Consider the following 13,882-nt stretch of genomic DNA (forward strand, 5'->3'; position numbering starts at 1 on the left):
CGATTCACGATAGATAAGGAATGTTCGTTCCTTATCTATTTTTTGTAAAAAATGACGACAAATATTTTGAAAAAAAAGATAGTTGAGATATAATATAAAAGGAGGTATATTATATGAAATTTACAAAATCACTTTGTTCCATGTTCTTGTTAACATTGGTTCTTGGGACAACGGCGCCGACATTGGTTTCTGCAAATGAAACAACTACTGCTGAAGAGGTGGCGACTACCGAGGTTGTGAGTGGACATCCAGTTACAACAACTGAACTAACAGAAGCTACCCACACCCTGAATGTTATTACTTCAACAGTGGAAAATACCACTACAAGTGAAGAAACAACTGAAGAAAGCGAACCTAAGATTGAAGACAGTGAAGTTGCTGCCTTAGTAGAATCAGGTGTTTTGGAAGGGGTTATTGGTGCAGATGGTCAGTATCGTGTGACAAATACTACAGTAAATCCTTATCGTAAGACAGGGGTTGTTCTGGCTAATTTCCCTAGTGGAAATACAGGCATTGGCACGGGTGTCCTGATCAGTCCAAACCTTGTTTTAACAGCAGCTCATGTCTTTTATAACAAAAAAGAGGGCGGATGGGCTACTTCGCTTACTTTCATACCAGCCTTTGATGGTAAGAAAAAACACTATGGAACTTATAGTGCCCAAAACTATTATATGTTCCGCTTGTATAAGACCACAACCGGTTCATCTAGTGAAGACAATGATATGGGGGTCATCAAACTAAATCGTAATGTTGATTCGCGTGTTGGTTACCTGCCTATTTCTACTACACAGGTAGCTGGGGAGCGGATTCAGCTACCGGGTTACCCAACTCGTACAGATGCTAAAACAGGTTACATGTACACGATGTTTGATAAGGTATCTTCGATAAATGGAAAAAATATCCGTTACCAATTAGACACAGAACCAGGTCAAAGTGGTGGAGGAGTCTTGAATCGCAATAATCAAGTCATTGCCATTAATACCTATGAGTATGGAAGCTATGATCGCTATACAGGTGAATGGATTGAATTCCATTACAATATGGGCCGCCGTGTCATGGAAGATACTAAGACTATGATCAATATGGCTCGAAGCAACAAACCAGGGAATCTTTCTGTTGTTAGTCAAAAAACAGCGGATCCTAAACATGTCACTTATCGTCTTTATAACCCTGGCATTCAGCGACACCTTTACACACAAAGCTTGGACGAATCTTCTGTATTAACGACCCGTGGCTGGAATTTTGAAGGACAAAAATTTACTACAGTTGCTGGTGGCACACCAGTTTATCGTTTGTATGGCAAGGTTATGAGGGAACATCTTTATACAACAAGCAAACATGAACGTGATGTCCTTGCTCGAAGTGGTGCATGGGATGCAGAGGGCATTGCCTTCTATTCTGGTGGTAAGACTCCAGTTTATCGCCTTTACCATGATGGTTTGCGTGTTCACCTATATACAGCAGACCAAAATGAAGTGAAGGTCCTAGGTACTCGGGGTTGGAGAAATGAAGGTATTTCCTTCTATACTAAGTAATCTATATTATTTAAAGATGAGCCTAGGCTCATCTTTTTTTGTGTAACTAGTTCTTTTGACAGCAAAAAAACCATCAGCAAAGCTGATGGTTGATAAGGATCAATCTCTATTATCTATCTACTTCTTTGTTTACCGGCATTGCGGTTGCTTTTCTTTGTAGGTGTTTGAATAGCTGAACTTGCCATCGGAGTCACATCCTTAGTAACTTTTTGTGCTTTTGGAGGATTTTTTGCAAATTCTTCTTCAATTTGTTTGCGGATTTTTGGTTTGATGATAAAGTTGGTGATAGCCTGCTGAATAATTCCAAACACCCCGCCGACTACCCAGTAGAGAGTGACTCCAGCTGGTGAAGACCATGAGAAGAACATAATCATCAAGGGGTTCATCAACATGATAGAGCGGCTTTGCTTTTTCTGCTCCTCGTCCATGCCAACCTGCATAAGGATAGATTGGGCAAAATAGAAGAGACCAGCTAGGGCAATCAAGACCAGGCTACGGCTTCCAAGATTAATGCCCATAAAGTTGGCTTCAGCAATACCCTCTGTGTAACGGGCAGCAAAGAAGAGAGCTGAGAAGAAAGGCATCTGAATGAGAAGCGGTAAACATCCCATGCCACCAAACATGCTAACACCGTACTCTTTTTGAGCAGCGAAGTAGGCTTGTTGAGCAGCCATTTGCTCTGCTTGTGTACTAGCCGTTTTCATTTTTTCCTGAAGAGGAGCTAGGATTGGTTTGAGGTAGTGCATCTTTTCAGACTGGATGCTAGCCTTCCAAGACTGATAGAGGCCCAAGGGTAAAATTAAAAAGCGAACGAGGAGGGTTACGATGATAATACCAGCACCAAATCCCAAACCTTGCTCTTCAGCAAAGTAGGTGATGATATTGGCCATGGGTTGTCCAATAAAGTTCCAAACCATACCAGTAGGATTTCCACTCTTATCTACACTTACACAGCCAGATAAGAAGAGCAAACTTGAAAGGGCAAAGCCCGATAACAAGATACGATTAATTTTTTTCACGATTTTATTTCCTTTTTTTCAAGATAAGTTCTATTTTACTGGTTTTCAGCCAAATATTCAAGTCAGACCTCAGTTGCTCATCTTAAAATCTGTAAAATCTTCAAAATGGGCCATGGTCACATCCAAATAGGTGACCTTAGACATACGGGAAGGACCTTTGCGGATTTCATGGATGAATTTGCTGAGCTTCTCAGAATTGTCAGATTGGGCAAGTATAGTGACTGTTCCGTCCTCATTATTCCAGACGCGGCCATAGATTTCTCCGATGTCCATGGCTAAAAACTGGACGGACCAGCGAAAACCAACACCCTGTACTCGACCAGAGGCAATCATTTTAACCTTTCTCATTTTTTGCCCTCCTATCTTTTTGACAAGAACTTTACTTTATTATATCATTGTTGGCAAAGAAAGAAAATGGGGAATTGCATGGAAATCATTCGCTCAAAGAGCAATCAGTTGATTAAACAGGCTAAAAAGTTGCAACAAAAGAAATATCGAAAAACTTCTTATTTGATTGAGGGATGGCATTTGCTAGAGGAGGCCAGACAATCAGGCGCCATTATTCAACAAATTTTTGTGACAGAAGATGGACTACATCAACTGGATACAAAGAGTCCAGTCAAGGTAGTTAGTCCAGAGATATTGGCAGAGTTATCTGATAGCGTAACACCACAAGGGGTTGTTGCTCAAATTGCTTTGCCCCAGCAAGAGCTACCCCACGTTCTAAATGGTAAATATTTGGTGTTGGAAGATGTTCAAGATCCAGGCAATGTCGGGACGATGATTCGGACGGCGGATGCTGCTGGCTATGATGGGGTTTTTGTTTCGGAGAAGACAGCTGATATTTATAACATGAAGGTCTTACGCTCAATGCAGGGAAGTCATTTTCATCTGCCGGTTTATCGTGTAAATCTACCAGCATTAGTTGAACACTTTCAGACCAATCAGGTTCCTATTTACGCTACTACTTTATCGAAAGATTCTGTTGATTATAAAAAGGTGAATATTCCAAGTTCTTTTGCCTTGGTCATGGGAAATGAAGGGCAGGGGATTTCGGATTTTATAGCTGAATATGCAAACCAACTGGTTCATATTCCGATGCCAGGCCAGGCTGAGAGTCTCAATGTGGCTGTGGCAGCAGGGATTTTACTATTTAGTTTTATTTAAGTAATTGAGAGTAAACTGTGCTATAATGATAGAAATGAGGTACAATTTATGACAGCTTATTTGAAAGATGAGGAATATATGGCTCATGTCGGTCATTTGATTGATACTACAAGGGTTCAACGTTTAGGTGAAATTACGCATCATTACCATTCGACCCGCCTAGAGCATTCCATCAATGTTTCGTATACCAGCTATAAGGTAGCCAAGAAGCTCGGCTGGGATGCCAAATCAACAGCCAGAGGGGGCCTCTTGCATGATTTGTTTTATTACGATTGGAGAGATACCAAGTTCAACAAGAGTCATGCTTGGATCCATCCTCGGATAGCAGTTAGAAATGCTCAGAAGCTAACAGCCCTCAATAAAATTGAAAAAGATATTATTGTTAAGCATATGTTTGGAGCCACCATTGCACCACCGCGATACAAGGAATCTTGGATTGTGACCTGTGTGGACAAGTACTGGGCTGTCAGAGAGGCTACTCTCCCTTGGCAGCATAAGTGGAAAAATCGTAAGATTCTTCGCTTGAAAATACCATAAAATTTCGATTTAGATTTAAAGGAGACATATTATGAACAACAATCCTATTATGATGGAGCAAACGGAGGTTACAGCCCTCAATCGTTTCTTTGCAAAAATTTATGGCTATGTGGCCATGGGCATAGGCCTGTCAGCTCTAGTGGCTTATCTATCATTGACGGTCTTTTTTGAAGCAACTCTTCAATTAGTCATGGGTGGGCGATTGGTTATCTGGCTGATTATGTTAGCAGAAATTGCCTTGGTGATGTTTGCCTCAACAGCTGCAGCTAAAAATAGCCCGATGGCTTTGCCACTTTTCATCGCTTATTCTGCTATCAATGGATTTACCATTTCTATCGTCCTCTGGTTTTATGTTCAAGAGACGATTCTTCTAGCTTTTGTCACAGCAGTTGGTATGTTTGCGGTTATGGCAATTATCGGTGCGACCACTAAGAAAAATTTATCAGGCATGGGGCAAGCCCTACTTGCTGCCTTGGTTGGTATCATCATTGCTAGTGTGGTCAATATGTTTTTACAAAGTTCAGGCATGAGTTTCATCATTTCTCTGATCTCCGTTGTCATCTTTGCGGGCTTGATTGCCTACGATAATCAACGTATCCGCTATGTCTTTGAGGAAACAGGCGGTGAAGTTCAGGAAGGATGGGCAATCTCTCTAGCTCTACAACTCTACCTTGACTTTGTCAATCTCTTTCTTAATCTTCTTCGTATCTTTGGACGTAGAGACTAATGTGCTACAAAACCATCAACTTAGTTGGTGGTTTTTTATCTGCATCAGAGCCAGTTGCACTAACCAGTGTACTCATCGTTTTATTTGACTATCTATAAAATTTTCAGGAAGAAATAAAAGACCATACACTGGCTGTAGAATTTTTCCGGGTTGATAGTGGCCGATAGTTTTGATAGCAATGGACTTGGAAGTTTGAAGTCTAACTGTGCAAGTGATACCATAGCAGGCTCTCCATACTAGTACACTGCTTGTCTGAATGCCTTAGGAGAAGGCAAGGAATGTGGTGATTTTTGCCTCATGTCATTGGAAGGCTTTGTAAAATAAATAGCTTAATCAGCCAAGTCTGACTGATTGTTTAATCTATGGTATAATAGAAAACTAAAAGGAGAAAGACGCTATGACCAAGACCCCCTTTGTAACAGAAGCTCAATTGACAAACATAACAACCCAATTTCCGACTCCATTTCATCTCTATGATGAAAAGGGGATCCGAGAAACAGCACGTGCTGTTAATGCAGCCTTCGCTTGGAATCCAGGCTTCAAAGAGTATTTTGCTGTAAAGGCGACACCGACACCAGCTATTTTGAAAATTTTACAAGAGGAAGGTTGTGGTGTGGACTGTGCGACTGATACAGAGTTGGTTATGGCAGAACGGCTAGGGTTCAAGGATATTTGCTTTACATCCAATGTAACCAAGGCTTCCGAGTATATATTGGCTCGCAAGGTCAATGCCATTATCAATTTGGATGCCTACGAGCATATCGCATTTCTAGAAGAAGTCGCAGGATTGCCTGAGACGGTCTCTTTACGCTACAATCCAGGTGGTGTATTCTCCTTGGGAACAGATATTATGGACCATCCTGAAGAATCTAAGTTTGGTATGACCAAGGAGCAGCTGATTCAAGGCTATAAAGACTTGCAGGCAAAGGGAGTTCAGAAGTTTGGTCTTCATGCCTTCCTAGCTTCCAACACGGTCACTAATGACTACTATCCGACCTTGGCGGGCCAACTCTTTGAGTTAGCAGTAGAAATTAAGACACTAACGGGAGTAGAGTTAGATTTTATCGATCTATCGGGTGGTATCGGTGTGGACTACAGCCCTGAAAACAAGCAAAATAATATTGCGGTGATTGGGGCTGGGGTTCATGCTAAATTTGATGAAATTTTAGTGCCAAATGGTCTTGGAGCTGTTAAGATTTATACGGAATTGGGACGCTTCATGTTGGCACCTCACGGACATTTGGTGACCAAGGTTCTCCATATTAAAGATACGTATCGCCGCTATGTCGGGGTGGATGCAACTGCAGCCAATCTCATGCGACCAGCCTTTTACGGAGCGTATCATCACATTACCAATATTTCTAACCCACGTGGTCCTGTAGAGGTGGTCGATGTTACGGGGAGTCTCTGTGAAAACAATGATAAATTTGCGAAAAATCGTGCATTACCACAGGTTCGTGTAGGCGATACCTTGATTATTCACGATGCTGGTGCTCACGGCTTTTCAATGGGCTACAATTACAATGGTCGTCTCCGTTCAGCAGAGATTCTCTTACAAGAAGACGGAAGTCCGCGCTTGATTCGTCGGGCGGAAACTATGGATGATTACTTTGCAACGATTACTGGTTTTGACTTTTAAAAGATGTTTTGGATGTGATTTGCAATTGTCAATCATCTGGGATTTTGATATAATAAGAGGAATACAATCTAAGGAGATAGAAAAATCATGAATCTTGGTCTTGCAATTTTATTGATCATCGTCGCTTTGGCGGGTGGAGTAGCATTGGGGATGTTTATTGCTCGTAAACAAGTCGAAAAGATGATTGCTGACAAGCCGATTTTAGATGAAAATGCTCTTCGTGTGATGATGACACAAATGGGTCAAAAACCAAGCGAAGCCAAAGTACAGCAAGCATATCGTCAAATCAAGGCTCAGCAAAAACAAGCTGCGAAGAAAAAATAAGAATATTGGGACTGGGATACACTCCCAAGTCCCTTTTTCGAGCCAGAAGGTTAGGGATTTATTCCCTTAAAAATGATAGAAAGAATGGATATGGGCTCTCAATTTAGCCCTGACTAGCTAAGAGTATGGATAATCGACCAATTGGTTTTTTGGATTCTGGAGTGGGCGGTCTGACAGTGGCCCGAGAACTCATGCGCCAGCTTCCTCATGAAGAAATTGTATATATCGGCGATTCGGCTAGGGCTCCCTATGGTCCAAGGTCGGCCGAGCAAATTAGGAGCTTTACTTGGGAATTGGTCAATTTTCTCTTGACCAAGAATGTTAAGATGATTGTCTTTGCCTGCAACACTGCAACAGCAGTAGCTTGGGAAGAGGTCAAGGAAAAATTGGATATTCCCGTTTTGGGGGTGATTTTGCCAGGCGCTTCAGCGGCTATCAAAGCTACTCGTAATGGGAAAATCGGAGTTCTAGGGACACCCATGACAATCCAATCGGACATCTACCGCCACAAGATTCAGGCCCTTTCACCAGAAACAGAAATAGAGAATTTGGCCTGCCCGAAATTCGTCCCTCTGGTAGAATCGAACAATTACAAATCCAGTCTGGCTAAGAAGGTAGTCTATGAAACCCTACGGCCCTTAGTCGGCAAAGTAGATACCCTTGTTCTAGGTTGCACTCATTATCCCTTACTTCGGGCCATCATCCAAAATGTCATGGGCCAGGATGTGAAATTAATTGATTCAGGAGCAGAATGTGCCCGTGACATTTCGGTCTTGCTCAATTATTTCGAGATTAACCGTAGTCGAACAGCAGAGCCACTCAAACATACCTTTTACACAACAGCTAGCCCCATGGCCTTTCGCGAGATTGCGGAGGATTGGCTAGCTATGGACCTTATCGTGGAGCATGTGACCCTATGACAAAAAAGATTTACGAATACAAGGATGAAGATAATTGGTTCATCGGAACCTGGGCAGGTTTTAATTACTTCACTTGCTTTGGTGACGATACCGTTTTTGAAGCTGTTCAAAAGGATTTTCATCATCTACTAGACCAACTACAGGAATCAGGTCTGCAAATCCATGTCGTTTCCTATCAGTCTCGCTTTCGCTTGATCGCTTTTCTCATTGAGATGATTCAGGATAAGACGAAACGTTCTTTGAAACTACGCCAACAGGCTGGTGCCATTCTGGTGACAGAAGAAGAAAAACTTGTTGCAGTGCAGTTGCCAGAAGGCGGTGCTTCTTTGGGAGACTTTTTTGGGTCACAAGTAGTATCTTCTGCTGACTTGGGAGATAGCATTCTGATTGCTACTAAGAACGAGGGTAAGACAAATGAATTTCGTCAGTTCTTTGCCAAACTGGGCTACAAGGTTGAAAATCTTCATGCTTATCCAGACCTACCAGATGTGGCAGAGACAGGTATGACTTTTGAAGAGAATGCTCGCCTCAAGGCAGAAACCATTGCACAGTTAACTGGTAAGATGGTTTTAGCGGATGACTCAGGATTAAAGGTAGACAAACTAGGTGGTTTGCCAGGTGTCTGGTCTGCTCGTTTCTCAGGACCGGATGCCACTGATGCTAGTAACAACGCTAAACTCCTACATGAATTGGCCATGGTCTTTGAGCCAAAGGAACGTTCTGCCCAATTTCATTGTACTCTAGTGATGGCCGCACCGCATGCAGAAAGTTTGGTTGTCGAAGCAGACTGGGCAGGCTATATTGCGATGGCGCCACAGGGGGACCATGGTTTTGGTTATGATCCGCTTTTCCTTGTAGGAGACAGCGGCAAAACATCGGCTGAGTTAACTCTAGAAGAAAAAAATCAGATTTCCCACCGTGCAAAAGCATTAGAAAAATTAGTGGAGGCCTTTCCATCATGGCAAGAGAAACTAGCAAAACAATCTTAGTCATGAGTGATTCTCATGGCAATCGAGGAATTGTGCAAGAACTGAAAGATTATTATCTGGATAAAGTAGATGCCATCTTTCATAATGGAGATTCGGAACTGGCGAGTGGAGATCCTATTTGGGATGGCATCCAGGTAGTGGCTGGTAACTGTGATTACGATTCTGGTTATGCAGAAAAGCTAGTCACGGACTTGGCTGGTTGCCGGATAGCTCAAACTCATGGCCACCTTTATCGTATCAACTATACCTGGCAAAATCTAGATTACTGGGCTCAGGAAGTAGATGCGGACCTCTGCCTCTACGGACATTTGCATGCAGCTGCCGTTGAGAAGAGAGGGAAGACTATCTTTCTCAATCCTGGTTCTGTCCAACAACCTCGTGGTCCTATACAGACCAAGCTTTATGCCTTGGTGACCATTACAAGCGAGGTTTTATCCGTTCGTTTTTACAATCTAGAACACGAAGAATATACGGCACTTGCAAAGGATTTTCGACGATGATTTCACCCAAAATAGAACGATTTTTACTGGAACAGGAAGATACTTTCCTGACTCCGGCTGATAAACTGGCTGTTATTATTGATAGCCATAATATCGATCATGCCAAGTTGCTTTTGAGTCATATGACTTTCTCACGTGTGCCTGTGGTGACAGAGGATAATCACTTTGTTGGGACCATTGGACTCAATGATATTGTCCAGTATCAGGTAGGGCAAGAGTTAAGCGATGATGAATTGCAACAAGATATTGCTCTTATAACCAAGAGGGATGTTACCACGGTTCGAGAAAATTACGAACTAGCAGATGTTCTACGCAAGCTGATTGACGAATCCTTCCTGCCAGTTCTGGGAGAAGAGGATGAGTTCCTGGGCATCATTACCCGCAAGTCCATCCTGAAAGCTGTCAATGCTTTGGTACATAGCTTTGATATTGTCGAGAAAAATAAGTAGTATGGAAAAATATATTTCAGACTTTTTAGCAAAAAAAGAGTTGGCAGAAAATTCTCGACTGGCCTATCAGTATGATCTGCAACAGTTTGTTCATCTTTGTCAGAATCAGGTTTCAACAGCTAAGCTGGCCATTTATCAGGCCTCTATTCAGGATTGCAAGATGAGTGTTCAAAAACGTAAGCAGTCAGCTGTCAATCAGTTTTTATATTTTCTTTATGAAGAGGGTTATCTAGATCGTTTTTACAAATTGAAATCTAGTCAATCCGTTAAGCATGAGCGTCAACCTGTGCCACAGGTAGCTGAGGAACTGTCGCTTCTTTGGCAGGAAACCCCCTATCAAGAAGGTCAGTTGATTGCTCTCCTAGTTGCCAATTTAGGTCTGACACCTAGTGAGATTGCTGGTCTGCGTCAAGAAGAACTCAATCTAGATTTTCAGATGTTGACTCTGGAGAAGGCTAGAGACAGACGGATTATTTCCCTCCCTAAAGAGCTTCTTCCTTATCTGCAAGGGTTGCCATCGGGAACCTATCTCTTTGATAAGAAAGGACAACCCTATTCTCGTCAGTGGTTTTTCAATCGCTTGTCAGAATTTGCAGCCTCTATCGGACATAGAGAATGGACAGCACAGTATTTACGTGATCAGTATATCTTGTCACAATTAGCGAAAGGTCAAAGTCTAGATAAACTGGCCAAGCAACTAGGGCTTCGTTCGCCCATGAGTTTAGAAAAATATAGATAATGGATATTAAGTTAAAAGATTTTGAAGGACCCTTGGATTTACTTCTCCATCTAGTTTCTAAGTATCAGATGGATATTTATGAGGTACCGATTACCGAGGTCATCGAGCAATACCTAGGCTACATATCTACTCTCCAGGCTATGCGTTTAGAAGTAGCTGGAGAATATATGGTCATGGCTAGCCAACTGATGCTGATCAAGAGTCGGAGGCTGTTGCCTAAAGTGGTAGAAGAAGTGTTGGAGGAGGAAGATCCCGAACAAGCGCTTTTGGACCAATTGGAAGAATACCGCAAGTTCAAAATTCTGAGCGAAAAATTGGGGGAACAGCATAATGAGCGGGCCAACTATTTTTCTAAACCCAAGTTGGAGTTGGTCTATGAGGATGTCAATCTAGTTCAGGACAAGTCCACCATTGACCTTTTCTTGGCCTTTTCCAAAGTGATGGCTGAAAAACAAGCTGAATTCCGGAAATCAAACACCACAATCGCCCGCGATGAGTACAAGATTGAGGATATGATGGATGCAGTTCGGGCTCAATTCGGTTCGTCTAAACGTTTGAGTTTAAGTAGTATTTTTAAGGAAAGTCAAAACTTGAACGAATTGATTACTATATTTCTAGCAACTTTGGAGTTGGTTAAGGTCCACGAAATTAGTATGGAACAAAAAGAAACATTTGGAGAAATTTATTTGGTAAGGAGAGAAGATGAGCCACTTAGCTGAGTTAGAAGTCCTTTTATTTGTAGCTGGAGAAGACGGTTTAACGGTTCGTGAACTAGCTGAATTGTTGCAATTGCAGCCATCTGCTCTCATCCAACAGTTAGAAAAATTGGCAGAAAAGTATACGGTAGATAAGGACTCAGGTTTGGCTCTTGTTGAAACCTCCAAACGCTACAAGCTGGTTACCAAAAAGAACTATGCCGAGCTCTTGCGTACCTATTCGCGTACCCCAATCAACCAATCGATGAGCCGAGCCTTGCTTGAGACACTATCCATCATTGCCTACAAGCAGCCTATTACGCGGATTGAGGTCGATGACATTCGTGGAGTCAACTCCAGTAGTGCTATTAGTAAGCTTCAGGCTTTTGATTTAATTCGGGAAGATGGAAAAAAAGAAGTGATTGGTCGCCCCAATCTATATGTGACGACTGACTATTTTCTAGACTACATGGGAATCAATGATTTGAGCGAACTGCCTGAGGTTTCTGACTTGGATTTGGTCGATGAAGAATCCGAATTATTCGTTGAAAAAATAGTAGAAGAATCATAAAAAAACACGGTTGTGAAATCGAGAAAGGATGGAAATGAGGAGTTATCCTGCATTTCTAAAAGAGAACATGAGAATCAATAAATACATTGCCCATGCTGGTGTAGCTAGCCGCCGTAAGGCAGAAGAATTCATCAAGCAAGGGTTAGTGACAATCAATGGTCAAGTAGTTCGGGAGTTAGCCACTACTGTAAAATCAGGTGATAAGGTAGAAGTAGAAGGTCAACCTATTTACAACGAGGAGAAAGTTTACTACCTTCTCAACAAACCACGAGGTGTTATCTCCAGTGTTTCAGATGACAAAGGAAGAAAAACAGTTGTAGACTTATTGCCTCAAGTCAAGGAGCGTATCTACCCAGTTGGCCGTCTGGATTGGGATACAACAGGTGTCCTTCTCCTGACCAATGATGGAGATTTTTCTGATGAGATGGTACACCCACGAAATGAAATTGATAAGGTCTATGTAGCGCGTGTTAAAGGGATTGCCAACAAGGAAGTTTTGCGTCCACTCACTCGTGGTGTGGTCATCGATGGTAAGAAAACAAAACCAGCAGTTTATGAAATCATTAAAGTAGATCCAGTTAAAAACCGTTCGGTGGTGCAATTAACCATCCATGAAGGTCGTAATCACCAAGTTAAAAAGATGTTTGAAGCAGTGGGATTGTTGGTAGATAAACTGTCTCGAACCCAGTTTGGCAATCTCGATTTGACAGGGTTACGTCCAGGTGAAGCTCGCCGTCTCAACAAAAAAGAAGTTAGCCGTCTCCATACTCTGGCGGTGACCAAGAAAAAATAATGAAACAGATCTTGATTTGGTTGGTGCGACTTTACCAGAGGTTCATCTCACCCTTAACCCCACCTTCTTGCCGTTACCGTCCAACTTGTTCCAGTTATATGATTCAAGCCTTGGAAAAACATGGCATAAAAGGATTTCTCATGGGGCTGGCACGCATTTTTCGCTGTCATCCCTTCGTGGAAGGTGGTGAGGATCCTGTTCCAGAATATTTTAGTCTAAAAAGGAATTCTGAGAAAAAGCCATTTCGATAATTTTCAGTAAAAATGAAAAAAATCGGTCATAATTCTTGATTTGAGCTGAATTTATGGTATACTGATTACGTATTATTCATTTATTTAAATCAAACCTGTTGTGATTTAAGTGAGTGAACATTCATTCACCATGCTGTTTGCTGAGCTTGACTCCGGGCAGTGTGGCATTTTTTTTGTAAAAAACGCTGTCTGGAGGCTGCTATGAATATCGAAACCTTGTCTCATCAGGAAGAATCATCCTACAATCATGTGGTCTTGTTTGAGCCGCAAATTCCACAAAACACTGGCAATATTGCTCGCACCTGTGCGGCCACTAACTCTCCTCTCCATATCATCCGACCGATGGGATTTCCCATTGATGATCGCAAGATGAAACGGGCGGGCTTGGATTATTGGGATAAGTTGGATGTCCGTTTTTACGACAGCCTTGATGAATTTATGGCTAAGGCACAAAATGGACGAGTTCATCTGATTTCCAAGTTTGCAGCATCAACTTATTCAGATGAACACTATGATGATGGTCAGGTTCATTATTTTGTCTTTGGACGTGAAGATACGGGATTGCCTGAGGAGTTTATGCGTCGGCATGAGGATAAGGCTCTGCGTATTCCTATGAATGATGAGCATGTTCGTAGTCTAAATGTCTCTAATGCAGTCTGTATGATAGTGTATGAAGCTCTTCGCCAGCAGAACTTTGCAGGTTTAGAATTAATTCATCATTATGAGATAGATAAATTGAAATAAATGTGATTTTCTTAACAATAAAAAACCAAGCCCTTGCAGATGCAGGGCTTTTTTGGTATGATAGAGGTGTCTTCAGGGCAGGGTGAAATTCCCGACCGGCGGTGACAAAGGTGATTTTTTCTACGAGACAACCTAGTATCGAAGAAATGATTCCTTTGAAGTCCGCGAGCGCAAGCTGATGTGGTGTGATTCCACAACCGACAGTATAGTCTGGATGGGAGGAGACGAAGGGGCTTTTTGGCTTTTTCACGTCTCTAATTTGTAAAAATTGGAGGATTTTTTT

Annotated in this window: 18 protein-coding genes and 1 riboswitch; of the genes, 16 read left to right on the forward strand and 2 right to left on the reverse strand. The window is 42.1% G+C overall.

The features are described from left to right. Positions 1 to 113 precede the first annotated feature (113 nt). A complete protein-coding gene (locus tag F602_RS10610; protein WP_018166954.1) occupies positions 114 to 1,535 on the forward strand; it encodes a trypsin-like serine protease in 1,422 nt (473 codons plus the stop codon). 113 nt (positions 1,536 to 1,648) lie between these two features. Here the strand turns inward: F602_RS10610 and yidC are convergent, their stop codons facing one another. Beyond that, positions 1,649 to 2,554, reverse strand: coding sequence for a membrane protein insertase YidC (gene yidC, locus F602_RS0105480; RefSeq protein WP_018166955.1), 906 nt, complete (start codon positions 2,552 to 2,554; stop codon positions 1,649 to 1,651). Positions 2,555 to 2,623: 69 nt separating this feature from the next. Further along, on the reverse strand, positions 2,624 to 2,902 hold the full coding sequence (locus F602_RS0105485) for an acylphosphatase (RefSeq protein ID WP_018166956.1): 279 nt from the start codon (positions 2,900 to 2,902) through the stop codon (positions 2,624 to 2,626). Between the two features lie 78 nt (positions 2,903 to 2,980). Between F602_RS0105485 and F602_RS0105490 the strand changes: the two genes are divergently transcribed. The 15 genes from F602_RS0105490 (at position 2,981) to F602_RS0105570 (ending at position 13,599) form a co-directional block, all read left to right on the forward strand. Further along, complete coding sequence (locus tag F602_RS0105490) at positions 2,981 to 3,721, forward strand: TrmH family RNA methyltransferase (protein ID WP_018166957.1); 741 nt, start codon at positions 2,981 to 2,983, stop codon at positions 3,719 to 3,721. A 48-nt stretch (positions 3,722 to 3,769) separates the two neighbouring features. After that, positions 3,770 to 4,258: an HDIG domain-containing metalloprotein gene (locus tag F602_RS0105495; RefSeq protein WP_018166958.1), complete on the forward strand. Its 489-nt coding sequence runs from the start codon at positions 3,770 to 3,772 to the stop codon at positions 4,256 to 4,258. 31 nt (positions 4,259 to 4,289) lie between these two features. Continuing rightward, the gene (locus F602_RS0105500) at positions 4,290 to 4,985 is read left to right on the forward strand and encodes a Bax inhibitor-1/YccA family protein (protein ID WP_018166959.1); all 696 of its coding nucleotides are present in this window, start codon (positions 4,290 to 4,292) and stop codon (positions 4,983 to 4,985) included. Between the two features lie 397 nt (positions 4,986 to 5,382). Continuing rightward, positions 5,383 to 6,624, forward strand: a complete 1,242-nt coding sequence (locus F602_RS0105515; protein ID WP_018166962.1) for a diaminopimelate decarboxylase — start codon at positions 5,383 to 5,385, stop codon at positions 6,622 to 6,624. Between the two features lie 87 nt (positions 6,625 to 6,711). Beyond that, a complete protein-coding gene (locus F602_RS0105520; RefSeq protein WP_018166963.1) occupies positions 6,712 to 6,948 on the forward strand; it encodes a YneF family protein in 237 nt (78 codons plus the stop codon). A gap of 125 nt (positions 6,949 to 7,073) precedes the next feature. After that, entirely contained in the window at positions 7,074 to 7,868 is a 795-nt protein-coding gene (racE, locus tag F602_RS0105525) for a glutamate racemase (RefSeq protein ID WP_018166964.1), read from the forward strand. After that, a complete protein-coding gene (locus F602_RS0105530; protein ID WP_018166965.1) occupies positions 7,865 to 8,857 on the forward strand; it encodes a nucleoside-triphosphate diphosphatase in 993 nt (330 codons plus the stop codon). Before racE ends, F602_RS0105530 begins: the two co-directional genes overlap by 4 nt. After that, complete coding sequence (locus tag F602_RS0105535; protein ID WP_018166966.1) at positions 8,827 to 9,357, forward strand: metallophosphoesterase; 531 nt, start codon at positions 8,827 to 8,829, stop codon at positions 9,355 to 9,357. Before F602_RS0105530 ends, F602_RS0105535 begins: the two co-directional genes overlap by 31 nt. Next, positions 9,354 to 9,806, forward strand: coding sequence for a cyclic-di-AMP-binding protein CbpB (gene cbpB / locus F602_RS0105540; protein WP_018166967.1), 453 nt, complete (start codon positions 9,354 to 9,356; stop codon positions 9,804 to 9,806). The genes F602_RS0105535 and cbpB overlap by 4 nt, the downstream gene beginning before the upstream one ends. A gap of 1 nt (position 9,807) precedes the next feature. After that, positions 9,808 to 10,545, forward strand: a complete 738-nt coding sequence (xerD, locus tag F602_RS0105545) for a site-specific tyrosine recombinase XerD (protein WP_018166968.1) — start codon at positions 9,808 to 9,810, stop codon at positions 10,543 to 10,545. After that, positions 10,545 to 11,264: a segregation/condensation protein A gene (locus F602_RS0105550; RefSeq protein WP_018166969.1), complete on the forward strand. Its 720-nt coding sequence runs from the start codon at positions 10,545 to 10,547 to the stop codon at positions 11,262 to 11,264. The genes xerD and F602_RS0105550 overlap by 1 nt, the downstream gene beginning before the upstream one ends. Further along, positions 11,248 to 11,811, forward strand: a complete 564-nt coding sequence (scpB, locus tag F602_RS0105555; protein ID WP_018166970.1) for an SMC-Scp complex subunit ScpB — start codon at positions 11,248 to 11,250, stop codon at positions 11,809 to 11,811. Before F602_RS0105550 ends, scpB begins: the two co-directional genes overlap by 17 nt. A gap of 67 nt (positions 11,812 to 11,878) precedes the next feature. After that, a complete protein-coding gene (locus tag F602_RS0105560; RefSeq protein ID WP_018166971.1) occupies positions 11,879 to 12,604 on the forward strand; it encodes a pseudouridine synthase in 726 nt (241 codons plus the stop codon). Beyond that, positions 12,604 to 12,855 (forward strand): membrane protein insertion efficiency factor YidD, encoded by a 252-nt coding sequence (gene yidD, locus F602_RS0105565; protein ID WP_018166972.1) that lies wholly within the window; start codon positions 12,604 to 12,606, stop codon positions 12,853 to 12,855. Before F602_RS0105560 ends, yidD begins: the two co-directional genes overlap by 1 nt. 201 nt (positions 12,856 to 13,056) lie before the next feature. Next, positions 13,057 to 13,599: a tRNA (cytidine(34)-2'-O)-methyltransferase gene (locus tag F602_RS0105570; RefSeq protein WP_018166973.1), complete on the forward strand. Its 543-nt coding sequence runs from the start codon at positions 13,057 to 13,059 to the stop codon at positions 13,597 to 13,599. A gap of 64 nt (positions 13,600 to 13,663) precedes the next feature. Then, a riboswitch (FMN riboswitch) is annotated at positions 13,664 to 13,829 on the forward strand. Positions 13,830 to 13,882 lie beyond the last annotated feature (53 nt).

This window comes from Streptococcus minor DSM 17118, assembly GCF_000377005.1.
GTDB lineage: Bacteria > Bacillota > Bacilli > Lactobacillales > Streptococcaceae > Streptococcus > Streptococcus minor.